The organism is Mycobacterium marseillense (genome assembly GCF_010731675.1).
Lineage (GTDB): Bacteria > Actinomycetota > Actinomycetes > Mycobacteriales > Mycobacteriaceae > Mycobacterium > Mycobacterium marseillense.
Genome location: NZ_AP022584.1, coordinates 3,686,924 through 3,708,233, shown reverse-complemented (window position 1 = coordinate 3,708,233; position 21,310 = coordinate 3,686,924). Strand labels below are relative to the sequence as shown.

At 67.0% G+C, this 21,310-nt stretch carries 26 protein-coding genes; 12 read left to right on the top strand and 14 right to left on the bottom strand.

Annotated features, from left to right (window positions below; all coding sequences use genetic code 11):
* Positions 1 to 92 precede the first annotated feature (92 nt).
* The 6 genes from G6N26_RS17090 to G6N26_RS17065 are packed head-to-tail and all read right to left on the bottom strand — an operon-like array spanning position 93 to position 6,125.
* Positions 93 to 911, bottom strand: a complete 819-nt coding sequence (locus tag G6N26_RS17090; RefSeq protein WP_083017883.1) for an ABC transporter permease — start codon at positions 909 to 911, stop codon at positions 93 to 95.
* Positions 901 to 1,740: an ATP-binding cassette domain-containing protein gene (locus tag G6N26_RS17085; RefSeq protein ID WP_083017881.1), complete on the bottom strand. Its 840-nt coding sequence runs from the start codon at positions 1,738 to 1,740 to the stop codon at positions 901 to 903. The genes G6N26_RS17090 and G6N26_RS17085 overlap by 11 nt, the downstream gene beginning before the upstream one ends.
* Complete coding sequence (locus G6N26_RS17080; protein ID WP_067171745.1) at positions 1,737 to 2,198, bottom strand: MarR family winged helix-turn-helix transcriptional regulator; 462 nt, start codon at positions 2,196 to 2,198, stop codon at positions 1,737 to 1,739. The genes G6N26_RS17085 and G6N26_RS17080 overlap by 4 nt, the downstream gene beginning before the upstream one ends.
* A 57-nt stretch (positions 2,199 to 2,255) precedes the next feature.
* The gene (locus G6N26_RS17075; protein ID WP_083017879.1) at positions 2,256 to 2,753 is read right to left on the bottom strand and encodes a metallophosphoesterase family protein; all 498 of its coding nucleotides are present in this window, start codon (positions 2,751 to 2,753) and stop codon (positions 2,256 to 2,258) included.
* 25 nt (positions 2,754 to 2,778) lie between these two features.
* Positions 2,779 to 5,697, bottom strand: a complete 2,919-nt coding sequence (locus G6N26_RS17070) for an MMPL/RND family transporter (protein WP_083017877.1) — start codon at positions 5,695 to 5,697, stop codon at positions 2,779 to 2,781.
* Positions 5,694 to 6,125 (bottom strand): MmpS family transport accessory protein, encoded by a 432-nt coding sequence (locus tag G6N26_RS17065; RefSeq protein WP_083017875.1) that lies wholly within the window; start codon positions 6,123 to 6,125, stop codon positions 5,694 to 5,696. Before G6N26_RS17065 ends, G6N26_RS17070 begins: the two co-directional genes overlap by 4 nt.
* A gap of 234 nt (positions 6,126 to 6,359) precedes the next feature.
* Here G6N26_RS17065 and G6N26_RS26580 point away from each other — a divergent pair, with 234 nt between their 5' ends.
* The 4 genes from G6N26_RS26580 to G6N26_RS17045 all read left to right on the top strand — a co-directional run bounded on the left by G6N26_RS26580 (position 6,360) and on the right by G6N26_RS17045 (position 8,505).
* Positions 6,360 to 6,677 carry a metal-sensitive transcriptional regulator gene (locus G6N26_RS26580; RefSeq protein WP_083017873.1) on the top strand — a complete coding sequence of 106 codons (318 nt, stop codon included), beginning with the start codon at positions 6,360 to 6,362 and terminating at the stop codon, positions 6,675 to 6,677.
* 32 nt (positions 6,678 to 6,709) lie between these two features.
* On the top strand, positions 6,710 to 7,324 hold the full coding sequence (locus tag G6N26_RS17055) for a mycothiol-dependent nitroreductase Rv2466c family protein (protein WP_083017871.1): 615 nt from the start codon (positions 6,710 to 6,712) through the stop codon (positions 7,322 to 7,324).
* Positions 7,325 to 7,375: 51 nt separating this feature from the next.
* Entirely contained in the window at positions 7,376 to 7,771 is a 396-nt protein-coding gene (locus G6N26_RS17050; RefSeq protein WP_067171758.1) for a DUF302 domain-containing protein, read from the top strand.
* Between the two features lie 74 nt (positions 7,772 to 7,845).
* A complete protein-coding gene (locus G6N26_RS17045) occupies positions 7,846 to 8,505 on the top strand; it encodes a GAP family protein (RefSeq protein ID WP_067171760.1) in 660 nt (219 codons plus the stop codon).
* Positions 8,506 to 8,542: 37 nt separating this feature from the next.
* Here G6N26_RS17045 and G6N26_RS25815 read toward each other — a convergent pair whose 3' ends face one another.
* Positions 8,543 to 8,716: a hypothetical protein gene (locus tag G6N26_RS25815; RefSeq protein ID WP_165605075.1), complete on the bottom strand. Its 174-nt coding sequence runs from the start codon at positions 8,714 to 8,716 to the stop codon at positions 8,543 to 8,545.
* A gap of 82 nt (positions 8,717 to 8,798) precedes the next feature.
* Positions 8,799 to 9,635: an alpha/beta fold hydrolase gene (locus G6N26_RS17040; protein ID WP_083017869.1), complete on the bottom strand. Its 837-nt coding sequence runs from the start codon at positions 9,633 to 9,635 to the stop codon at positions 8,799 to 8,801.
* A 116-nt stretch (positions 9,636 to 9,751) separates the two neighbouring features.
* Between G6N26_RS17040 and G6N26_RS17035 the strand changes: the two genes are divergently transcribed.
* Positions 9,752 to 10,207, top strand: coding sequence for a MaoC family dehydratase (locus tag G6N26_RS17035; RefSeq protein WP_067171764.1), 456 nt, complete (start codon positions 9,752 to 9,754; stop codon positions 10,205 to 10,207).
* 72 nt (positions 10,208 to 10,279) lie between these two features.
* On the opposite strand, the gene G6N26_RS17030 is transcribed toward G6N26_RS17035, so the two are convergent.
* Positions 10,280 to 10,978, bottom strand: a complete 699-nt coding sequence (locus G6N26_RS17030; RefSeq protein ID WP_067171766.1) for a GAF and ANTAR domain-containing protein — start codon at positions 10,976 to 10,978, stop codon at positions 10,280 to 10,282.
* 144 nt (positions 10,979 to 11,122) lie between these two features.
* Between G6N26_RS17030 and G6N26_RS17025 the strand changes: the two genes are divergently transcribed.
* Positions 11,123 to 12,019 (top strand): manganese catalase family protein, encoded by an 897-nt coding sequence (locus G6N26_RS17025; protein WP_067171769.1) that lies wholly within the window; start codon positions 11,123 to 11,125, stop codon positions 12,017 to 12,019.
* Positions 12,020 to 12,075: 56 nt separating this feature from the next.
* On the opposite strand, the gene G6N26_RS17020 is transcribed toward G6N26_RS17025, so the two are convergent.
* Both G6N26_RS17020 and G6N26_RS17015 read right to left on the bottom strand, forming a co-directional pair.
* Positions 12,076 to 12,654, bottom strand: coding sequence for a hemerythrin domain-containing protein (locus G6N26_RS17020; RefSeq protein ID WP_083017867.1), 579 nt, complete (start codon positions 12,652 to 12,654; stop codon positions 12,076 to 12,078).
* 88 nt (positions 12,655 to 12,742) lie between these two features.
* Positions 12,743 to 13,840, bottom strand: a complete 1,098-nt coding sequence (locus G6N26_RS17015; RefSeq protein ID WP_139799137.1) for a F420-dependent hydroxymycolic acid dehydrogenase — start codon at positions 13,838 to 13,840, stop codon at positions 12,743 to 12,745.
* 52 nt (positions 13,841 to 13,892) lie between these two features.
* On the opposite strand from G6N26_RS17015, the gene G6N26_RS17010 reads away from it, so the two are divergent.
* Together G6N26_RS17010 and G6N26_RS17005 are read left to right on the top strand one after the other, a co-directional pair.
* A complete protein-coding gene (locus tag G6N26_RS17010) occupies positions 13,893 to 14,507 on the top strand; it encodes a GNAT family N-acetyltransferase (RefSeq protein WP_083017865.1) in 615 nt (204 codons plus the stop codon).
* 30 nt (positions 14,508 to 14,537) lie between these two features.
* Complete coding sequence (locus tag G6N26_RS17005; RefSeq protein ID WP_067171776.1) at positions 14,538 to 14,891, top strand: hypothetical protein; 354 nt, start codon at positions 14,538 to 14,540, stop codon at positions 14,889 to 14,891.
* Positions 14,892 to 14,925: 34 nt separating this feature from the next.
* Here G6N26_RS17005 and G6N26_RS17000 read toward each other — a convergent pair whose 3' ends face one another.
* Positions 14,926 to 15,600 carry a TetR family transcriptional regulator gene (locus tag G6N26_RS17000; RefSeq protein ID WP_067171779.1) on the bottom strand — a complete coding sequence of 225 codons (675 nt, stop codon included), beginning with the start codon at positions 15,598 to 15,600 and terminating at the stop codon, positions 14,926 to 14,928.
* A 70-nt stretch (positions 15,601 to 15,670) separates the two neighbouring features.
* Between G6N26_RS17000 and G6N26_RS16995 the strand changes: the two genes are divergently transcribed.
* The 4 genes from G6N26_RS16995 to G6N26_RS16980 are packed head-to-tail and all read left to right on the top strand — an operon-like array spanning position 15,671 to position 19,539.
* Positions 15,671 to 16,774 (top strand): ferredoxin reductase, encoded by a 1,104-nt coding sequence (locus G6N26_RS16995; RefSeq protein WP_083017863.1) that lies wholly within the window; start codon positions 15,671 to 15,673, stop codon positions 16,772 to 16,774.
* Positions 16,775 to 16,805: 31 nt separating this feature from the next.
* Positions 16,806 to 17,912 (top strand): fatty acid desaturase family protein, encoded by a 1,107-nt coding sequence (locus G6N26_RS16990; RefSeq protein ID WP_083017861.1) that lies wholly within the window; start codon positions 16,806 to 16,808, stop codon positions 17,910 to 17,912.
* A 44-nt stretch (positions 17,913 to 17,956) separates the two neighbouring features.
* A complete protein-coding gene (locus tag G6N26_RS16985; RefSeq protein ID WP_179960226.1) occupies positions 17,957 to 18,481 on the top strand; it encodes an SRPBCC family protein in 525 nt (174 codons plus the stop codon).
* Positions 18,481 to 19,539: an LLM class flavin-dependent oxidoreductase gene (locus G6N26_RS16980; RefSeq protein ID WP_083017857.1), complete on the top strand. Its 1,059-nt coding sequence runs from the start codon at positions 18,481 to 18,483 to the stop codon at positions 19,537 to 19,539. The genes G6N26_RS16985 and G6N26_RS16980 overlap by 1 nt, the downstream gene beginning before the upstream one ends.
* Positions 19,540 to 19,607: 68 nt before the next feature.
* On the opposite strand, the gene G6N26_RS16975 is transcribed toward G6N26_RS16980, so the two are convergent.
* Complete coding sequence (locus tag G6N26_RS16975) at positions 19,608 to 20,729, bottom strand: DUF1214 domain-containing protein (protein WP_083017855.1); 1,122 nt, start codon at positions 20,727 to 20,729, stop codon at positions 19,608 to 19,610.
* Complete coding sequence (locus tag G6N26_RS16970; RefSeq protein ID WP_083017853.1) at positions 20,726 to 21,301, bottom strand: TetR/AcrR family transcriptional regulator; 576 nt, start codon at positions 21,299 to 21,301, stop codon at positions 20,726 to 20,728. Before G6N26_RS16970 ends, G6N26_RS16975 begins: the two co-directional genes overlap by 4 nt.
* Positions 21,302 to 21,310 lie beyond the last annotated feature (9 nt).

Below are 21,310 nucleotides of genomic sequence, written 5' to 3'. Positions count from 1 at the left end.
CCAGACATCATCACATTCGGATCACGATCGGCTCTCGAAACCACGCCGGCCCTTGTGACGTGCCGGCTGATCCGCTATCCGCCGGTGCCGGTCTAGGCGACCAGGCGACGCAAAAGGGTTGACGCCGTGGTGATTCCGAGCACCGCCGCCACCACCAGCACGACGATGCCGAGCGGGTTGAACGGTGTCCCGATCAGCAGCGCCCGCAGCGCGTCGACCTCGTAACTGAGGGGATTGACCTTGCTCAGCGCGCGCAACCACGCCGGCATCACGTCAACCGGGTACAGCGCGTTGGAGGCGAAGAACAGGGGCATCGTGATCGCCTGTCCGATGCCCATCAGGCGATCACGGTTGCGTACCAAGCCGGCCAACGTCATCGACAGGCAGGCGAAGAACGCGGCACCGAGCATGACGACGCCCATCGCCGCCGCGATCCGAAGCGGGTTGACCGTCAGGCCCACGCCCATCAAGTACGCCAGCGCCATCACGCCGACGACCTGGGCCACCGAACGCACGCCGGCCGCAAACGCCTTGCCGGTGATCAGCGCCGACGCCGGCGCAGGCGTCACCATGAGTTTGGCCAACACCCCGGCGTCCCGATCCCAAATGATTTGTATCCCATAGAAAATGGAGATGAACAACGCCGACTGGGCGATGATCCCGGGCGCCAGGAACGCCAGGTACGACACCGATCCGGTGGCGATGACGTGCAAGTGGCTGAAGGTGGTACCGAAGATCAGCAGCCACAGCGCCGGCTGCACCATCCGGGTGACGAGCTCGGTCCGGTCGTGTTGCAGCTTCTGCAGTTCGACGATCGCGAATGCCCCGATGCGGCCGGACAGCGCACCAACCCGCCGCCACCCCCGCGGCGCGCGGAGCAGTGTCCCGGTCGGGGCGCTATCAACCGACACGGCGCGCCACCTTTCTGCTGGAACGGATTTCACGGATGGAGCCCGATTCCTCCGTCGACGCCGCCTCATCGTCCAAACCCGTTGCCGCGTAATGGCGGAACACGTCCTCGAGCGTCGCGCCCTGCGAACCCTTCGATATCTGGGCCTTCAACGCGTCGGGTGCGCCGACGGCGCGCAACGCCCCGCGGTGCATCAGCGCCACCCGGTCGCACAGCGCGTCGGCTTCCTCCATGTAGTGGGTGGTCAGCAGCACCGTCATGCCGAACTGGGCCTGCATCTTTCGCACCTGCGACCACACGCCGTCGCGCGCGATGGGATCCAGCCCCACGGTCGGCTCGTCCAGCACCAGCAGTGACGGCCGGTTGACCAGTGCCTGCGCCACCTCGAGACGGCGGACCATGCCGCCGGAGTAGGCCGACGCCATCCGGTCGGCCACCTCCAACAGGTCCATGGCGACCAGCGCCTGGCCGACACGTTGGGAGCGTTCGGCGCGCGGCACACCGTACAGCCGTGCGAACCACTCCACGTTCTGTCGGCCCGTCAAGGCGGGCTCGATCGAAAGTTGTTGCGGGACATAGCCGATGTTGCTTCTGATATCGGTGGTTTGGCGGCGCGCGTCCATGCCGAAAATGTGCAGCTCACCGTGCTGCACCGGGGCCAATGTGGTGAGCATCCGGACCATGGTCGTCTTTCCGGCGCCGTTGGGCCCTAGCAGGCCCATCGTTTCGCCGGGCCGGACCTGCAACGTCACGTCATCGACGGCGGTGAACTGGCCGTAGCGATAGGTCAGGTGCCGGGCGTCGACGGCCATCGGCAGCGCCGCGCTCATGATCGTCGCTCCTGAAGCATTCGGGTCATCGTGTCGAGGACCTCCAATCCCTTTGCCAAGGACTCGATTTCGTCCGCATCGAGTTCGTCGAGCAGCTCGGACAGCAGGCCCCGCCGCGCCGCGCGGGACGCGTCGAGGATCTGCTGGGCGGGCTCGGCGAGCTCCAGCCGGCACACCCGGCGGTCGGTGTCCCCGGCGGTGCGGCGCAGCAGCCCGTCGGACACCAGCTTGGTGACCAGGGTCGAGGCGGTATTGGGCACCAGCCCGAGCTCGGCCGCGGCGGCGCTGACCGAGATCCCCGGACGCCGGCCGACCAGCCACAGCAGCTCGGACTGCGATTCGGAGAGCCGCGACGCATCGAACGCTCGGCCGGCCGACCGGCGCAGTTGCCGCCGGAACCGGCCGACCACGCCGAACAGGTCGGTAACGACATCGGTGCGTGTTTTCACTTCCGCCATGATACCTCTGTAGTCGAGCTATTGATGTGGGGAAGCCCTGCGTACGGTAAGTACCCGCTACCTGGGCAGACGATGCAGGACGACGCCGGTGACCGCGCCGTCGTCGACGTCGGCGGTCATGTACGTGCAGAACGGCTGGCGGCGCCGATCGGTGGGCGAGCCGGGATTGAGCAGGCGCAACCCGGTCTCGGTGGTGCTGTCCCAGGGGATGTGGCTGTGCCCGAACACCAGCACCTGGCTGTCCGGGTACAGCCGGGACATGCGGGCGTCGCGGCCGGCCGCAGCGCCGGTCTCGTGGGTGACCGTGAACCGGACGCCCCCCAGGGTGACGTCGGCCCGCTCGGGGAGCCGGGCCCGCAGTTCCGCGCCGTCGTTGTTGCCCCAGCACCCCACCAGGCGAGACGCAGCGCTTTCGAGACGGTCCAGGAACTCCGGCGCGATCCAGTCGCCGGCGTGCACGACGACGTCGGCCCCGGCGACCTCATCCCACACCTGCGCGGGCAGGTCGCGGGCGCGTTTGGGAATGTGGGTATCGGCGATCAGCAGCAGCCTCACCGACCCATTGTGCGCTCGCGACCGATCACCCCGGTGAGCGAGCCAGGGCCCTGTCGGGCTCGCCGTTTGTCCGGTCCGCCGCCTCACCCAGTAGCAGCGACCGAACGAGGCGACGCGGACCGAAGGGCCGGAGCATGGAGCTGGCGGGCCGTGGCCGCACCCGTATCGGCCACCAGAACCAGCGCCCGAGCAGGGCCGCGATCGACGGTGTCATCAACGAGCGCACAATCAGGGTGTCGAACAGCAGGCCGAGACCAATCGTGCTGCCGGCCTGGCCGATTGAGCGCAGGTCGCTGGCGACCATCGACATCATCGTGAAGGCGAATACCAGGCCCGCCGAGGTGACGACTCCGCCGGTCTCGCCCATCGAGCGGATGATGCCGGTCTTCAGCCCCGCACCGATCTCTTCCTGGAACCGCGACACCAGCAGCAGGTTGTAATCGGATCCGACGGCCAGCAGGATGATCAACCCGAACACCGGTGCGATCCAATTCAATTCGAGGCCGAACAGGTGTTGCCACACCAGCACCGAGAGACCGAAAGCGGCCCCCAGCGACAGCAGCACCGTGCCGACGATCACCAGGGATGCGACCAGTGCGCGGGTGATGATCAGCATCACGACAAAGATCAGCGTCAACGCCGCAAGGCCCACGATCAGCAGATCGTAATGGGAGCCCGACTGGATGTCGCGGTAGATGGCCGCGGTCCCCGCGAGGTAGAACTTGGCGCCGGTCAGGGTCGTCCCCTTCACCGCTTGATGCGCGGCGGTCAGCTCCGGCATGACCGCGGAAATGCCCGCCGGCGTCGCAGGATCCGCTTCATGGGTGATGATGAAGCGCGCGGCCTTCCCGTCGGGTGACAGGAAAAGCTTCAGACCGCGCTGAAAGTCGGGATTCTGGAAGGCTTCCGGCGGTAGGTAGAAATAGTCGGCACTGCGCGACGCGTCGAAGGCCTGCCCCATCGCGCTCGCCGTGTCGGTCATCTGCTCCAGTTGCGTGATCAGGTTGGAAAAGCTGCTGTGCATCGTGAGCAACGTCCCCTGCATGGATTGGGCGACGGCGATGATCGGCGGAAACTCGGCCAGCAGCCGCGGCAGTATGGCGTCGACGTTGCTCACGTCCTTGATCAGCGTGGTCATGTTTTCGCTGAATTGGTCGACGCCGTCGATCGCTTCGAAGACCGATCTCGAGGCCCAGCACACCGGGATGTTGAAGCAATGCCGCTCCCAATACAAGTAGTCGCGGAACGGCCGCGCGAAATCATCGAAATCCGCCAGATGGTCCCGCATCTCGTTCAACGTGGCCTGCATTTCGTGCATGTCGCCGACCATGTGATGGGTCGTGCCGCTCATCTGCCCGAGTAGGCCCTGCATCCGCTGCATCGAGGCGATCATGGCGCCGAGGTCATCACCCATCGTGAGCATGTCGTCGCTGCGGTCCTTCATGAACTGAATGTTCTGCCGGATCGGGATCGCTTGCGCGCTGATCTGAAACGGGATGGACGTGTGCTCGATCGGACCGCCCAACGGCCGGGTGATGCTCTGCACCATCGCGATTCCGGGCGATGCGAAGACGTTCTTGGCGATCCGGTCCAGGATGATCATGTCGCCGCTGTTGCGCATGTCATGATCGCTTTCGACCATCAGAATGTCGGGATTCATTGTGGCGGCGCTGAAATGACGCTCGGCAGCCGCGTATCCGACGTTCGACGGTAGGTCACGCGGTATGTAGAAGCGATCGTTGTAGCTGACCTTCATGCTTGGCATGATCAGGATGCCGACGATGGCGATGACGAGCGAGGTCGCGAACACCGCGCCGGGCCAGCGAACGGTGGCGGTGCCGATCCGCCGCCAGCCACGCGTCTTGATCATGCGTCGGGGGTCGAGCAGACCGAACCGGGTGGCTACCGCGACGACGGCGGGCGCTGCCGTCATCGCCCCCGCCACGACGACGAGCAGACCCAGCGCTGACGGGATGCCGAGCGCCTTGAAGTACGAGAGGCGCGCCAAATGCAGGCAGAACGTTGCCCCGGCGATCGTCAACCCAGAGCCCAGGATGATGTGATAAGTCCCGCGAAACATCGTGTAGTAGGCGGTTTCTCGATCCTGGCCCGCCTGACGTGCCTCTTGATAGCGACCGACGAGAAAAATCGCGTAATCGGTTCCCGCCGCGATCGCCAACGACGACAACATCGCAACGACGAACGTCGAGAATCCCAATAGGCCGGAATTTCCGAGGAGCGCGACCAGTCCTCTGGCCGTGCCCATTTCGAAACCAACCATGACGAGAACCAGAAGCACCGTGCCGATCGAACGATAGGCGATGAACAGCATCATCATGATGACCAGGCCCGTGACGCCCATCATCTTGAACATGCTTTTATCGGCGGCTTCGTTCATGTCGGTTGTCAGCGCCGCGGGACCCGTGACGTATACCTTCAGCCCCTTGGGCGGACTCGAGTGGTCGACGATCTCGCGGACGGCTTTGACCGATTCGTTGCCCTCGGTGCTGCCCTGATTGCCCGCCAGGTTGAGCTGAACGTAGGCGGCTTTGCCGTCCCGGCTCTGGACGCCGGCGGCGGTAAGTGGGTCCCCCCACACGTTTTGGACGTGCTGCACGTGTTTGGGATCGGCCTGCAGCTTCCTCACCAGGCCGTCGTAGTAGCGATGCGCCTCGTCGCCGAGTGGGCTGCTGTTCTCCAGGACGATCATCGCGATGCTGTCGGAGTCGGACTCGTGGAACGTGGCGCCGATGCGTTTGGCGGCGATCATCGCGGGCGCGTCTTGCGGTGACATGGTCACCGCGTGGTTTCGCGCGACCGACTCGATGGGCGGCACCAGCACGTTGAGGGCGACCGTCAGGAGTAGCCACCCCAGCAGGATGGGGATGGCGAATCTGCGGACGAACCGCATGAATTTCGGAGGGGTGTCGTTGTCGGTGGTCATGCGGCCTTCACCAGACAGGAAGTTTGGGCGTGCCGCCCAGCCGAGGATCTCTCGTCCTTGAGCTCGCCGTTGACGGTGATGCGGCAGCCGATGTCGTCACCGGTGCCCTGCGCGACCAGGCTGGCGATCACTGCCGGCACCGTGGTCGTGATGGTGAGAGTCCACGGCAGCGCGGTGAAGTCCGCCTGCTTCGGCTGTGCGTTGTTGTCGAGGTAGTTCACGCTTCCCGCTGTGCCAATGGGTCCATAGACCTCGTAGGTCACCCGCTTGATGTGCGAGGCCTCGAGTGGTTCGGCGCTGGTGCCGGTCGCGGTGAAGATCGCTTCGGAGCCGAAAACCCCGCGGAGCCGATCGACGGCCACGCCCCCGACGGCAACCGCCGCCACGACGACAAGCGGCAGCCAAGCCCGTTCGAGAAACGTAGGCATTGACGTCTCCTCCTTTGGTGACCTGGTCTTTCCGGCGAAAAGTCTCGGCCCGCGGCGTGACACCTGACAGGGCCGTACGGCCCGCGCCCGGTGGGCGGCGGCTGTGCATCGCGCTCGGTCGCGTGACGAGGTACCCGCACTCCAGGGCGTGGGCCGCAATCCAGTAATACCATACCCCCCAGGGTATTGACCAGGACGCAGCATATACCCCGCCGGGTATGGTATGAAGGAGCTATGGCAAACGATGTACGCGGCGGTTCTGCGCCGGACGGCGACACCGCGAGACATAACCAGGGCGACATCGATGCCGTCCTCGCCCGGCTGCGTCGGGCACAGGGGCAGCTCGGTGGCGTCATCTCGATGATCGAGCAGGGGCGTAGCTGCAAAGACGTTGTCACCCAGCTCGCGGCGGTATCGCGGGCCCTGGATCGCGCGGGTTTCAAGATCATCGCGTCGGGTCTGCGTGACTGCATCATGCCGGCGGGAAACCGGGCTGACAGTGCATCCCTGTCGATGGATGAGCTGGAAAAACTGTTTCTGAGCCTGGCCTGACGGCCGCACCGATACGGAAGAGGGAAGGGCAAATGTCTGCCACCGAAAGTGATCAGATTGCGCCGAAGGTGACGCTGTGGCTAGACCCGGTGTGTCCCTTCTCGTGGAATACCGCACGTTGGCTGCGTACCGTCGCCGAGCGCACGGGATTGGCCATCGACTGGCGGCTGATGAGCCTGGCGGTGCTCAACGAGGGGCGCGAACTGCCGCCCGCGCAGCAGGCCCGCATGCGTGATTCGCAACAGATCGGTCGGCTGATGGCCGCCGTCGCGCGCGAGCGCGGCGTCGCGGCATGGCCGGCCGCGTATTTCGCCTTCGGCGAGCGGTATTTCGATCGTTCCGAACCCGTCGATGCCAACCTCGTAGCGCAGGTCTTGATGGCGGTCGGCGCCCGTGGCGCCACGGCGGCGGCGGTATCGGACGAATCGTTGGACGAGTCCATCCGGCAGCAACACCAGGCGGCCCAAGACGCGCTGGGCGAGACTGGCGGCAGCCCGATTCTGCAAATCGGCGAGCGTACCTTCTTCGGACCGGTCCTGACCGCGGTACCAGCCGCGGAGGATGCCTCCGCACTGTTCGATGCCGTCGAAACGTTGGCCAAAACCCCACAATTCGCCCAGCTGCAACGACCACGCACCGCGGCCTAGCCGCCACCGGGCGATATCTGGCTCGTTCACACCCGAAATGAGGAGAAACAGATGACATCGGCATTGAGCACCACGCTGCACACCTCGTTCGAGGACGCGGTGGATCGCACCACGAAAGCGCTGGCGGATCAGGGATTTGGCGTGCTGACCACGATCGACGTGAAAGCCACGCTCAAGCAGAAACTCGACGAAGACATGGAGAACTACCTCATCCTGGGTGCCTGCAACCCGGCGCTCGCGCACCGCGCGCTGGGCATCCACCGCCAGATCGGCCAATTATTGCCGTGCAACGTCGTGGTGCGCTCCGACCCCGACACTGACGCGGTCTTGGTCGAGGCGATGGATCCCCAGCTCATGGTCAAAGTGACCGGCGAAGCCGGGGCGTTGCAGGAGGTCGCGGACCAGGCCACCGCCAGGCTGCAAGCGGCGATCGGCGCGCTGGGTTAAACCGCTACACCGAACGCGGCGCGCCGGCCTATTACGCCCGTCGCTCAATCCTCCTGAAAGGCCTTGACCTGTCGATGCTTTCAGGGCCGGTGTTCGCGAGCCTGACCGCACCTGCGCTGGTGATCGCGCTTTCGCCCGTGCCCGTCGTGGTGGCGTTGGTGCTACTCGTTCACAACGAGCGGCCGTACCTGTCCAGCGTCTCTTACGTGTTGGGGAGATTGGTTTCCCTGACTGCACTCGCGACCGCGTTCATGCACGTCCCGCGGTTGTTCGACGTGCTGGTCGGCCCCGCGCCGCCATGGGCTGACGTGGCGGTCACCGTCGGCGGCGTGCTTCTCGTCGCGATGGGGGTGCGAGTGTGGCGCCGTGGCAGCCGCCGCGCGGGGCGGGGGTGGGACGACAGGGTCGGCGCGATCACCCCTACCGTGGCGGCCGGCATGGGGATGTTTCCGATGCTGGCCAATCCCAAAGTGCTGGCGGCCACCGCGGCCGTCGGAACGCAGATCGCATCCGTTCGTTTCACCGGCACCGGCGCGGCGATCGCCGTCGCTTACTATGCCCTACTCGCGAATTCGACTGTCGCCGCGCCTATCCTGGCTTATTTCGTGGTCGGGCCGCGAATCGATTCACGACTTGAGCGGCTGCGACGGTGGATTCAAGACCGGCATCGAGCGATCACGGCGCTGGCACTCGGGATCGTGGGTATCGCCGTGGTGCTGTACGGCCTCTCGTGAGAGCAGCCGGGATACGTGCGCCCTCTGCCGTGTGGCGTCAGTCTTGTTGGCTGCGGGCCTCGGCGCCGGTCTCGCCGGCATCGAACGAGTCATCGGAGCCCGCGGCGCCTACATATGAGCCGTCTTCCTCGCCCGCGGCGGCGCGCGATCGGGCTTGGTGGGTGTCGGGTTCCACGTCTTGCTCGGGTTTGTGGCCCTTGCGGTCTGGCATGGCGGTTCCTTTTCGTTGAACGTTCCCGGGAGGATTCCCCCGACGGCTCGCGCGAAACAGCCAGGCGGGCCCGCGACCTCTGCTACCGCGCCAAGAATTCGAGCAGCGCCGCGTTGAATTCCTCGGGATGGCTGATCTGGCAGCCGTGTGGCCCGTCGACGATGACCCGCAGTTCGCTGCCAGGTATCGCCTGGTGCGTGCGCCGGGCCGACCCGTGCAGCGGCACGGACTCGTCGCCGTCGCCGTGGATGATCAGCGTCGGCACCGACACCCGGGCGAGGTCGCCCCGAAAGTCGGTGTTGGCCCACGCGGCCATGCACGCCAGCGACGCCTCCTTGCTCGCCAGCCCGCACAGTCTGAGCGCCTCGGCGCGCGTGGCGGCGCTCACGCGCAATTGCCCGTTGGCAGTGAAGAATTCGGTCATCTGTTGGTCGTAGAAGGCGTCCTGATCCTTGACGAACGCGGCGGTCGCGCGCGCCGCGTCCTTCATGGTGAGCGGCCCGTCCGGATTGGCGGTGGTCTGCAACAGATACGGGGTCACCGAGGAGGCAAACACGACGCTGCGCACGCGGTCGGCGCCGTAGGCCGACAGGTAGCGGGCGATCTCCCCGCCGCCCATGGACGAGCCCACCAGGGTGAGCTCGCGCAGGTCGAGGGAGTCGATCAGGGTGTGCAGATCCTGGGTGAGGGTTTCATAGCTGTACCCGGTGAGGGGCTTGTCGCTGCGGCCGAAGCCACGCCGGTCGTAGGTGATCACCCGGTAGCCGGCGGCGCGCAGGGCCGGGACTTGCGCCGACCACGCCTGTCCGGACAGGGGCCAGGGGTGCATGAGCAGCACCGGTCGGCCCGCGCCGCCGGTGTCGTCGACGTGCAGGTGGGTGTCTTTGAAAACTCCATGATGCGCAATCACATCGGGCATGAAGCGGCCTTCCGTGAGATGGGGTTCGTCCGTCCACCGGCTACTACCCGTGAGGGCCCGGGGCTAACCGTGCGGCCCATCGCTATTGTTAGCAGCCGAAACCAAGGAGACATGCAATGCGCACCTTCGAATCAGTCGCCGAGCTCACCGCCGCCGCGGGCGAGGATCTGGGTCACAGTGACTGGGTCACCATCACCCAGGACGACGTCAACCTGTTCGCCGACGCGACCGGCGATCACCAGTGGATCCACGTCGACCCGGAGCGGGCCGCGTCCGGTCCGTTCGGCAAGACCATCGCCCACGGGTTCATGACCCTGGCGCTGCTGCCGCAACTGCAGCACCAGATCTACACCGTCAACGGCATCAAGCTCGCAATCAACTACGGCCTCAACAAGGTTCGCTTCCCCGCGCCGGTCCCGGTCGGCTCGCGGGTGCGCGCCCAGAGCTCGTTGGTCAGCGTGGACGACGTGGGCAACGGCGCCGTGCAGGCGACCCTGTCGACGACCGTCGAGATCGAGGGGTCGGCCAAGCCGGCGTGCGTGGCCGAAAGCGTCGTCCGCTTCGTCGCCTAGGGCCGGCCTACCGCTGCTCGGCCGGTGGGAAAGGCGTTGGCACGGGCCCGTATTGGCGCGGGCGGGTAAGGATCAGGCCTCGCCGCGGGTGTCGATGACACGCTGGGCGATGTCGATGAGCTTGGTCTGGCCTTCCTGAGACAGCCGGCGCAGCAATTCGAAGGCGCGCACGTCGTCCACGCCGTAGCGCTCCATGATGATGCCCTTGGCCTGCCCGATGCGGTCCCGTGACGAAAGGGCCGACTGCATTTGCAGTCCGTGGCGCCCGGCCATGATCGCCGAGGCTGCATGCGCGGCGAACACAGACCCGATGGTCTCGGCTTCGGTGTCCCACACATTGGGCCGGAAGCTGAACAGGTTCAGGGCGCCGGCCGTGCGCTCCGCGGTGTACAGCTTGAACGACAGGCTGCTCAGCACCCCGTGCTCGACCGCCGCCGGTGCGTATTTCGGCCAGCGCGGTTCGTCGCGCAGATCATCGGTGCGCACGATCGTTTCTTTCAGGGCGGCGTCGTGACAGGGGCCCTCGGCGAAGTCGTGCTGTAGCTGGTCGAGTTGCGCGACCAGGCCGTCGGTGTCCGCGATCGATTCGAACTCCCCACCCGCCTTGAGCAGCAGCACGCCCGCGAGGTCGGCGGCCGGTATCAGGTCCACCGCGGCTGTGGTCACGTCGGCGAGGACGTGGTCGAGCGAGCGTGGCGTGGCGATCTCGCGGGCAAGCTCGGCCATGCGCACGGCCAACTCATGCCTTGAGGTTGGATCTTGGGACTCCATAGGGGCGCATTCTCCACGATGTCGCCACGAGAGTCATCCCCGCGGTATGCGCCGAGGACTGAGGTGCTCTTGCAGTTGTTTGGCGCAAAAGGCCCCGGGTATCCGGCGGCGACAGCCCGATCTCGACCCCCCAGGAGGCCCCCAGTGTTTGTGCACAACAAAGATCTTCAATTCGAGGTACGCGTCGACCGGCCGGACCCGCGTTTCGCGTCGCTGCTGATGGAGCAGTTCGGTGGCGCCAACGGTGAACTCACCGCGGCGCTGCAGTACTTCACCCAGGCTTTTGTGCTGCGGCAGAAGAACCCGAAAATGTATGACCTATTCATGGACATCGCGACCGAGGAGCTCAGCCACCTCGAAATGGTCGGATCGATGATCACCATGCTGCTCGACGGGCTCAACGACAACCTCAAGATTGCCAATGAGAAATGCGACTGGATGCCGGCCGTGGCCAACGGGGGCGGCCGGGACGGCCTCATCCACTCGGTGTCGGTCAACCCGCTATTCCTGGTGCTCAGCGGGGGCGGCCCGGACGTCAAGGACTCCGGCGGAAACAACTGGACCGGCGCCTACATCGACGCCAATGGCGACCCGACAGTGGACCTGCGCAACAACGTCGCGGCGGAATCGCGGGCGAAGATCGTCTACGAATACCTCAAGCAGTTCACCGACGACCCCGGCGTGCAGGACACCCTGACGTTCTTGATGACCCGCGAGGTCGCGCACTATCAGCAATTCAGCGCCGCGCTGAACGAGCTGCCGGTGAATTTCCCGCCCGGACAGTTGCCCGGTGACCCGCGCTTTCAGAACGTGGCGTTCAACATGTCCAACGGGGGCGGCGAATCCGTGCGCGGTCCGTGGAATCAGGGGCAAGGGCCCTGGCCCGAGGGCATGGAATGGGAGTACGTGGAAAAGCCCGAACAGCAGTGGCTGGGTGGCGCCACGCGCAAGAACACCGGCGCCAAGGAGAACCCGCAAGGTTCGCCCGCCGTCAACGCCGAAAAGCCGTTCACGCACGAACAGCACGTTCCCACAGGGTAATTGGAGCCGGAAAATGGCCGGGCGCCGAATAATCGGCGCCCGGCCTCCAACTGGTGTCAGTGCATCTGTGGATCGGGCGGGTTGTCTTCACCGCGGCCGGTTAGCGCGTCCCGCACATGGTCGACAACCGCGGCGCCCATTCCCATCGTCTTCAGTGCGGCGGGGTTGGGTGGGGTATTCGGGTGCGGCCGCGTCGGGGCGATCTTCTTTGCCGCTTCCAGCTTCTCGCCGATCTTCTCCAAATCCTCGCGGCTGATCACGGTCTCGACCTGCGGCCAAACCTCGTCCTGCTCGTAGGCGATATGTTCCCGCCCCGCCGTGACGAATTCCTGGAGCGCTTCGTGGTAATCGGGTTCGCCCGGCTTGCCGTCCTCGAGTCGCTGCAGCAGCTTCTTGCCGGCCTGCTCCTGCTCGATCGCCTTGTCGACGAGTCCGTCACCGATCGCGTCGCGCACCGCCGGCCAAAAGTATTGCTCCTCAATCGCTTCATGCTGAGACTCGGCGATGATGAGGTTGTTCACCATGGTTTCCAAGCCGCTCGCATGCGCGCCCGCCTCTGACGGTGCCCCGTCGAGCGTCTCTAACAGGCCCAGCACGCTTTTGTGGTCTTGGCGGAGAAAAGTGATTGCGTCCATGCGTTGCCTTTCCAGTTGGGCTGTCACTCGAAGTTGCGTGCGGATACCCGGGGCGGCGACGTCGAAACGAACGGTGGCCGAAGTCCGCTCAGCGCAACTTCGGCAGGACGTCGGTGCGGTAGAAGTCGATCGCGGCGATCGGGTCGTCTTGGGGAAAGTGCAGGAAGGGGACGGCGCCGGCGTCGAGCAGGCGCTGCACGGCGCTGACGTGGGGAGCCGGGTCGGTGCCGACCGTCCAGCCGGCCAGCACGTTGTCGATCGGGTTGGACTCGGCAGCGCGCTGGATCTCGACGGGATTGGGCTGGTCGACGGCACCGGCGGTGAAACGCCACAGCGTGGCGGCGCGGGCCGCCTTGGCCTTGTCGCCGACGACCGCGAACAATTCGGCCCGTTTACCGAGCGTGCCCATGTCGCGCCCGGCGGCCTGCGCTCCGGCGCCAAAGGCCGCCAACAGTTTTGGGTCCGTCACATCGTGGGCCTGGGTGATCCAGCCGTCTCCGTACTGACCGGCCAGTCTCGCGCTCTTCGGTCCGCCGGCCGCCACGAAGATCGGTGGCGGAGTGGCCGGGACGTCGTAGAGCTTCAACGAATTGGTCTGAAAGTATTTCCCGGAGAAGGAGGTTCGCGATCCACTCCACAACCGCCGGATCAGGTCGATCGCTTCGACCAGCCGGTCGTGGCGCTCGGCGTAGTTCCCGTAGGCGTTGGTGGTGGCCTGTTCGTTGAGCCGCTCGCCGGTGCCGACGCCCAGGAACACCCTGCCCGGGTTGAGGATTGCCAGGGAGGCGAAGGACTGAGCGACCGTGGCCGGGTGGTAGCGGTAGGTCGGGCAGGTCACCCCGGTGCCGAACGAGATCCGGCTGGTGGCGCTGCCGACCAGCGCCAGCGTGAGCCACGGGAACATCGAGTGGCCCTGGTTGTCCTGCCACGGCTGAATGTGGTCGCTGGCCCACACGTGGTGGAAGCCGGCCTCTTCGGCCGCCTGGGCCTGCGCCACCAGCCGGTCGGTGCGGAATTGTTCGTGGGAGAGCACGAACCCCACGCCCCTGCCGGACGGTGGTGGCGGACCGGACGATGTGCCGTGGTCGCGGCCGCGTTTCGCGCAGCCGTCGGACAGCCCGACGGACCCGGCCACGCCCGCGCCGGCAGCCACCCGCCCGAATGCTCGCCGCGACATGCCGGTCACCGGGTCGGCATACCCGCGGCGATCACCTCACACACCCACTAGCCTGACGTGGATGACCCAGCACGTCCGCCCGGCGGCCAAGGCCGACGTCCGCGAGCTGTCACGCACCCTGGCCCGCGCGTTCTACGACGACCCCGTGATGATCTGGCTGCTGCCCGACCAGGACAAGCGCACCGCTCACCTGGCGCGGATGTTCGCGACGATGACCCGCCACCACCATCTGGGCCGTGGCGGCGTGGAGGTGGCCTCCGAGGCGTCCGGTATCGGCGCTGCGGCGCTGTGGGATCCGCCCGACCAGTGGCGGGAGACGCAGGGTGCCCAGCTGGCGATGACGCCCACGTTCCTGCGGGTATTCGGCCTGCGTTCGATGCGCGGACGCGCGGTCCAGGAATTGATGAAAAGCGTCCACCCCGAGGAACCGCACTGGTATCTGGCGGTCATCGGCAGCGACCCGACGGTCCGTGGCCGGGGATTCGGGCAAGCGTTGATGAGATCGCGGCTGGACCGTTGCGACGCCGAATACTGCCCGGCCTACCTCGAGTCGACCAAATCCGAAAACGTCCCGTACTACGAGCGTTTCGGCTTCACCGTCACCCGGGAGATCGTGCTGCCGGACGGCGGGCCGACGATGTGGGCCATGTGGCGGGCGCCGCGGGGCCGCGTTTAGTCGCCCAATCCGGCGGGCAACCGTTTTGGCATGAGCGACAACCCCCACGCCGACGATCTGGTCGATCCCGCCGACTTCCCCGAAGAGGGCGGCCCGGGTGACACCCTGAACGCGAGCGAAGGTACCGACTCGGACGAACTGCGCAACGACGACGGCGACATCGTCGTCGATCCCCCCGAGGACTGGAGCGAGGCCAACCGCTTCGGCGTGACGGCGAGAGAAGAACGGGAGGGCGAATCCCTCGACGATCGACTGGCCGCCGAGGAGCCCGACGTGCCCGACGCCATCGAGCCGGTCGACGACGGCCCGCGGCGCGCGCATCGCGGCCAGATCGACGGCACCCCGGAAGACGGCGATTCGCTCTATGACGTGGTCGACGAGTAAGTCAGTGCTCGCCTGTTTACTGCGGCCGGCGCGATCAGGGAGTGCTCTGCCACCCGGCGATGCCGGTCGCGATCATCCGCAACTGCTTGACGGCCAGCCGGCGGATGTCCTCGGTGGCCTCGGTGCTCTGCGAATCCTCGATGGCCTCCGCGATGACGATCATGGCGTTGACGAACAGCGTCGCCAGCACGTTGAGATCCTCGGTGGTCCACTTGTTCAAACCGGGGAAACGCGCCAGGTCGGTGGCCAGCTCGGAGGTGATCAGCCGGATCTCGGTGCGAATGGCGTAGCGCAGCACGGACAGGCCGCTGTTGCGCTCGCGACCGATGAGCCTCCAGTGCTCGCGCCGGTCGGCGACGCTGGCGACCAGGATCTCGACGGACGACTCGATGACCCGGTTCGGGTCGAGCTTGCCGGCGCGGGCGTCGCGCAGGGTGTCGCGCAGGCTGCGAAACGACTCGTCGATCAGGACCAGGCCGAGGGCCTCCATCGACTCGAAGTGGCGGTAGAACGCCGCCGGCACGATCCCGACCTCGCGGGTCACCTCGCGCAGGCTCAGGCTGGAAAAGCTGCGGTCCTGCAAGAGCTTGAGGGCCGCGGCGATGATGGCGCGGCGCGTCGCCTCCTTGCGCTCCTCGCGCGACTGACTTTCCCGCGAGCGTTCACGTCCGGAGCCGCGCGCCCGTGAGCTAGGAGTACGGCTGTTCACTATGTGAACCCTACCACATCCGGCCAGTAAACCCTTGACGACCTGGCCGTTGCGGTCGCACGGTGTACATATGTTCACTCAAACCGCTCAAGCTTCTGGCCGGGTCCTCGCGCGGACGTTGCGGCGCCGCGTGTTGGGTTCAGAGCTCCTAGACCTGCTGACTGGTCCGCACGGCGTCGACCGCTACACCGAACTCGTCGCACCGACGTGGACGCTGGGCGAAGCCCGCGCCAAGGTGACCGACGTGCGCCGCAGCACGCCCCGCAGCGTCACGCTCACCCTGACTCCCAACGACACCTTCCTGGCCGCCCACACCGTCCGGGCCGGCCAGTACGTCAACCTGACCGTCGAGATCGACGGGCGCCGGCACACGCGCTGCTACTCCCCGGCCAATGCCGAAGGCACGGCCACCCTCGAGCTGACCATCGGTCGGCACGAGGGCGGGCTGGTCTCGAACCACCTGTACGAACACGCCCGTCCCGGCATGGTGGTCGGTCTGACCGGTGTCGGCGGCGACTTCACGCTGCCGCCGCGCGGATCGCGGCGCCCGCGCCGGATCCTCCTCGTCTCCGGCGGAAGCGGGATCACCCCGGTGCTGGCGATGGCGCGCACCCTGGTCGCCGAAAGGCATCGCGGCGAGATCGCCTTCATCCACTACGCGCGCACGCCCGCGGAGGCCTGCTACCGCGACGAGCTGGCCGCGCTGTCCTCGGTGCGGGTGCTGCACGGGTACACCCGTTCGGAGGGCGGCGAGCTGGCCGGACGCTTCGGCCCGGAACACCTGGCCGCCGCGATGCCCTCGCCCGACGCGGTATTCGTCTGCGGGCCGCCGGCTTTGGTCGAGGCCGTGCGCGAGCACTGCGACACCGTGTACACCGAGAGCTTCGTCCCGCCCGCGCTCGACGTGCCGGCCAACCCGTCGGGGGGCCGAGTCACGTTCTCCGACAGCGGTGTTGACATCACCGACGACGGGCGCTCACTGCTGGAGCAGGCCGAATCCGCCGGCCTGTCCCCGGAAAACGGATGCCGGATGGGCATCTGCCACACCTGCACGCGGCGCAAAACCGCCGGTACCGTGCGCAACCTGGTCACCGGCGCGGTTTCGACCGCCCCCGACGAGGACGTGCAGATCTGCGTGTCCGTTCCGGTCGGTGACGTCGATGTCTCGCTCTAGCGGTCGATCAGAAGACCTGAGAGGAAAAGCCATGACACCCAACAAGATCACCCTGACACCCGAGCAGGCCGACGCCTTCGGCCGCGAGCTCGACGCCATCAAGGAGCGCGTGATGGCGGACCTCGGCGAAAAGGACGCCGACTACATTCGCCGCGTCATCAAGACCCAGCGTGCGCTCGAAGTCGGCGGCCGGGTGCTGCTGTTCCTGCCGCCGGCCTGGCTGCTGGGCACCGGCATGCTCGGCATCGCCAAAATCCTGGACAACATGGAGATCGGCCACAACATCATGCACGGCCAGTACGACTGGATGCGTGACCCGGCGATCTCGGGACGCACCTTCGAGTGGGACACCGCGTGCCCGGCCGACCAGTGGCGGCACTCGCACAACTACATGCACCACACCCACACCAACATCGTGGGAATGGACCGCGACATCGGCTACGGGATCCTGCGGATGAGCGAGGACCAGCGCTGGCAGCCCTACTTCCTGGGCAACCCGCTCTACGCCTTCCTGCTGATGGTCCTGTTCCAATACGGCGTCGCGCTGCACGAACTGGAAACCGAGCGCATCCGCTCGGGCGAGATCCGCCTCGAGGACAAGCGGGAAGTGCTCCGCGCCATCTGGCGCAAAACCCGCCGCCAGACCCTCAAGGACTACGTCGCCTTCCCGCTGCTGGCCGGACCGTTCGCGCCGTTCGTCTTCACCGGCAACCTCACGGCCAACCTGATGCGCAACGTGTGGTCGTACATGATCATCTTCTGCGGTCACTTCCCCGACGGCACACAGGAATTCACCGTCGAGGAGACCAAGGACGAGTCGCGCGGTATGTGGTACTTCCGCCAGGTCCTCGGCTCGGCGAACCTCACCGGCGGCCGGCTCTTTCACCTGCTCTCCGGCAACCTCTCCCACCAGATCGAGCACCACCTGTTTCCCGACATGCCGGCCCGCCGCTACGCCGAGATCGCGCCCGAGGTGCAACGGATCTGCGAGCGCTACGGCATCCCGTACAACCGCGGCCCGCTGCTGCGGCAGTTCGGCACCGTCGTCCGCAAGATCGTCAGGCTCACATTCCCGGACAACTGGCTCCCCAAGGCCGGTGCGGACGAGTCCGCCGCTCGGGAGCCGATCGCCGCGTAACTCGGTGCCGTCCACGCATTGCCTTGCGCCGGGCGAGGGGGACAATGAGGTCCGTGGAATGGACCGGCGCGCGCTATGCGGACACCCCGACCGTGGAGGCCTCGACTTGGATCGACGCCGACCCGCACCGGGTCTGGAGCCTGGTCTGCGATATCGCGCTGATGCCCGCGGTCAGCAACGAGCTCAAGGCCGTCCAGTGGGCCGAGGGATCGGACGGCCCCCGGGTCGGCGCCCGCTTCATCGGACACAACGAACACGAGGCGTTCGGCCAATGGAGCACCACGTCACAGATCGTCGCCTGCGACGAGCCCCGCGAATTCGCTTGGGCCGTCGGCGAACCCGATAACCCGGCCGCGACCTGGCGGTTCCGGCTGGCGCCCCGCGACGGCGGCACGGCCCTGAACTACTGGATGCAGATGGGGCCGGGTCGCTCGGGATTGTCGACCGCGATCGACTCGATGCCCGACAAGGAACAGAAAATCGTGTTCGTGCGGATGCGGGAGTTCGAGGCCGCGATCGGCAAGGCCCTGGCGTCGATCAAACGGCTGGCCGAGCACGGAGTGCGGTGATGCGGACCGCCACCACGGTGGAGTTCTCCGGGACCGGGAACGACGCCGGGCAGGTGGTGGCGCTCGCGGTCGAGGCGGAAAAGCTGGGCCTCGACGTGTGTTGGGTGGCCGAGGCGTGGGGCGCGGACGCCCCGTCGGCTCTGGGCTACCTGGCCGCGCGCACCGAGCGGATGCTGCTGGGATCCGGCGTGATCCAGGTCGGCACGCGATCGCCCGTCCTGATCGCCCAGACCGCGATCACGCTGTCCAACCTGTCGGGCGGGCGGTTCCTGCTCGGGCTGGGCGCCTCGGGTCCGCAGGTGATCGAGGGCCTGCACGGCGTCGCGTTCGACCGGCCGCTGGCGCGTATCTCCGAAACCGTCGACATCGTTCGGCAGGCTTTTGCGGGCGGAAAGATCTCCTACGCCGGGCGGGAATTCGAGCTACCCCGGCCCGGCGGCGAGGCGAAGCCGATGCGGCTGTCGACGCGACCGGAACACGCCATCCCGCTCTATTTGGCCACCCTGTCACCGGCGATGCTGCGGTTGACCGGACGGGTCGCCGATGGGTGGCTGGGCACCAGCTTCGTCCCGGAGGGCGCGAAGGACGCCTACTTCTCCCACCTTGACGATGGCCTGGCGGCGGCGGGCCGCACCCGCGCCGACATCGACATCTGCCAGGGGGCCGAAGTCGCCTTCGCCGCAGACGAAGACGAGTTGCGGGGCATGATCGCGGGCCGCAAGAAGGAACTCGCGTTCAGCCTCGGCGGCATGGGATCGTCGAGCACGAACTTCTACAACCGGGCCTACAGCCGGCAGGGCTGGGCCGAGATCGCCGCCGAGGTGCGCGAGCGCTGGCAGCGCGGTGACCGGGACGGCGCGGCCGGCCTGGTGACCGACGAGATGGTGCTGGCGACCACGCTCATCGGCACCGAGCCGATGGTGGCCGCGCGCCTCGCGGTGTGGCGGGATGCCGGCGTGAACACCGTGCGGCTCTATCCCGCTGGCGACACGCTGGACGCCAAGCTGGAGACGCTGGGCCGCGCCATCGAGCTGGCCCGGCAGACGCCGGCCTCCTGACTATCGCGAAACATGCACTGGTGGCGAGTTTTTCGCGCCTTTCTCGCCGTCGGTGCGCGCTCGCCGGATCAGCTGGGCGCCGTCGGCGCGTCGGCCACCTTGACGAGCTTCACCTCCGGCCGCTGCGGCACCCCGTCGGCCAGGAACCACCGGAACGCCAGGTTGCCGCGCGGATAACCCAGCGTGGTCAGGGAATTCGGGTGCGCGGTCTTCGCGCCGGACAGCACGATCGTCACCGAGCCGTCACTGTTGGCGACCGCGCTGTGGCCGTTGATCGAGCAGCGCGCGTCGGGACCCTCCGACACGCCGTAGGTGGCCATGAACTGGTTCCACACCACCATGTTCCAGAACCTGCACGACGGCGGACGGTGCGTGATCACCAGCGCCTCGTCCTCGTCGAGCACGAAACTGCCATACGAATAGCAGGCGTCGCGCGCCGACCAGCCGAAGTTGGCGTCCGGCACCTGATAGGGGTCGGCGAACGCGTTTGCGGCGTGGGCGGTTTCGTGCCCGAGGGCGTGGGTGTCGTCGACCCGGTTACCGACGGCCAGCGGCACGATGGCGAACATGGTGTGCAGCCAGGTCGCGACCGCGCGCAGGCGCGCGGCGGTCTCCGCGTCGCCGTGGCGAAGCGGCGTCGGCTCGTCGAGCGCCTCGATCTGCCAGACCACCGGGCGACCGGTCAGGGGATCGGCCTGGTAGTCGCGGGTCATCAGCACGGCCGCGTCGGCCCCGGAATCCCCCGCGGGGAAGTCGAAGGAGAAGTTGCCGTCGGCGTCGATGTCGAGGTCGGTGTCGCGGACGATCGCGACCACCCGGTCCGACCAGGCGCCGAGCGTCGGTTCGTTGTAGGCGGTGACCGAAAAGTACACGCTGTCACCCTTGTTCCCGCTGATGCGGTAGCGGCGCGCCGGGTCGACCGGGCAGATGTGGTAGTAGGCGTCGGTGTTGTCCCCGCCCCAGCGGCGGTCGCGGCGAAACGGCGTGTTCACCGCGACGAATTGCGGCCGATCGGGTTCGGGGAACAGGTAGGTGTCCAACGCCACGCCCAGGGTGGTGGCGAGCATGCGGTAGCCGTCGGCGATGTGCCGGTCGTCGGTGACGGCGCGGTCGCCCTCCAAGAACGAGCGATCGAGGCCGCCAAGGGTTTTCAGCAAGTCCTGCCACGCGACCGTCGATTCGTGCGTCATGCGCTGATTCCTTTCAGGAGCAACCTTGTCGTGCGATCGACCCACGCTTCGTCGAGCTCGGTGGCGCGGGTGAGCAGGGCGACCAGCGTGACGCCGGCGATCGTCTCGGCCAGTTCCGCGGCGGTCACGTCCGCGCGCACCTCACCACGCGCGGCCGCCGCCGCGAGCCAGTCGGCCAGCCCGCCGCCGATGACGCCGGCGAAGCGCTCCAGCAGCGCCGAGTGCAGGCTGGGATCCGCGGCCATTTCGCCGATCAGGCCCGGCAGTGCCGCCCGCGCGGGCGGCGTGGTGAGGAAAAGCATTGTGCGGCGGACCATCTCGCGCAGCCCGTCGGGCGTCGAGCCGGCGTCGGGGATGGCGGTGCCGGCGCCGATCGGGAACACCGCCTCGTGCACCAGATGCGCCTTGCTGGGCCAGCGGCGATAGATCGCGGGCTTGCTGGTGCCGGCCCGCTCGGCAATGGCGGAAACCAACAACCCCGGGTAACCGGACTCGGCGAGCAGCTCCACCGTCGCGCGCAACACCGCGGCGTCGATACGCGGATCGCGGGGCCGGCCAAAATCAACAACCATTACGAAACT

Coding starts and splice junctions, on each gene's coding strand:
- G6N26_RS17085 (WP_083017881.1), bottom strand. CDS start 1,740: ATGAGCGCGGCGCTGCCGATGGCCGTCGACGCCCGGCACCTGACCTAT.
- G6N26_RS17080 (WP_067171745.1), bottom strand. CDS start 2,198: ATGGCGGAAGTGAAAACACGCACCGATGTCGTTACCGACCTGTTCGGC.
- G6N26_RS17070 (WP_083017877.1), bottom strand. CDS start 5,697: ATGACCACCGACAACGACACCCCTCCGAAATTCATGCGGTTCGTCCGC.
- G6N26_RS17065 (WP_083017875.1), bottom strand. CDS start 6,125: ATGCCTACGTTTCTCGAACGGGCTTGGCTGCCGCTTGTCGTCGTGGCG.
- G6N26_RS26580 (WP_083017873.1), top strand. CDS start 6,360: ATGGCAAACGATGTACGCGGCGGTTCTGCGCCGGACGGCGACACCGCG.
- G6N26_RS17055 (WP_083017871.1), top strand. CDS start 6,710: ATGTCTGCCACCGAAAGTGATCAGATTGCGCCGAAGGTGACGCTGTGG.
- G6N26_RS17050 (WP_067171758.1), top strand. CDS start 7,376: ATGACATCGGCATTGAGCACCACGCTGCACACCTCGTTCGAGGACGCG.
- G6N26_RS17045 (WP_067171760.1), top strand. CDS start 7,846: ATGCTTTCAGGGCCGGTGTTCGCGAGCCTGACCGCACCTGCGCTGGTG.
- G6N26_RS25815 (WP_165605075.1), bottom strand. CDS start 8,716: ATGCCAGACCGCAAGGGCCACAAACCCGAGCAAGACGTGGAACCCGAC.
- G6N26_RS17040 (WP_083017869.1), bottom strand. CDS start 9,635: ATGCCCGATGTGATTGCGCATCATGGAGTTTTCAAAGACACCCACCTG.
- G6N26_RS17035 (WP_067171764.1), top strand. CDS start 9,752: ATGCGCACCTTCGAATCAGTCGCCGAGCTCACCGCCGCCGCGGGCGAG.
- G6N26_RS17030 (WP_067171766.1), bottom strand. CDS start 10,978: ATGGAGTCCCAAGATCCAACCTCAAGGCATGAGTTGGCCGTGCGCATG.
- G6N26_RS17020 (WP_083017867.1), bottom strand. CDS start 12,654: ATGGACGCAATCACTTTTCTCCGCCAAGACCACAAAAGCGTGCTGGGC.
- G6N26_RS17010 (WP_083017865.1), top strand. CDS start 13,893: ATGACCCAGCACGTCCGCCCGGCGGCCAAGGCCGACGTCCGCGAGCTG.
- G6N26_RS17005 (WP_067171776.1), top strand. CDS start 14,538: ATGAGCGACAACCCCCACGCCGACGATCTGGTCGATCCCGCCGACTTC.
- G6N26_RS16995 (WP_083017863.1), top strand. CDS start 15,671: ATGTTCACTCAAACCGCTCAAGCTTCTGGCCGGGTCCTCGCGCGGACG.
- G6N26_RS16990 (WP_083017861.1), top strand. CDS start 16,806: ATGACACCCAACAAGATCACCCTGACACCCGAGCAGGCCGACGCCTTC.
- G6N26_RS16985 (WP_179960226.1), top strand. CDS start 17,957: ATGAGGTCCGTGGAATGGACCGGCGCGCGCTATGCGGACACCCCGACC.
- G6N26_RS16980 (WP_083017857.1), top strand. CDS start 18,481: ATGCGGACCGCCACCACGGTGGAGTTCTCCGGGACCGGGAACGACGCC.
- G6N26_RS16975 (WP_083017855.1), bottom strand. CDS start 20,729: ATGACGCACGAATCGACGGTCGCGTGGCAGGACTTGCTGAAAACCCTT.
- G6N26_RS16970 (WP_083017853.1), bottom strand. CDS start 21,301: ATGGTTGTTGATTTTGGCCGGCCCCGCGATCCGCGTATCGACGCCGCG.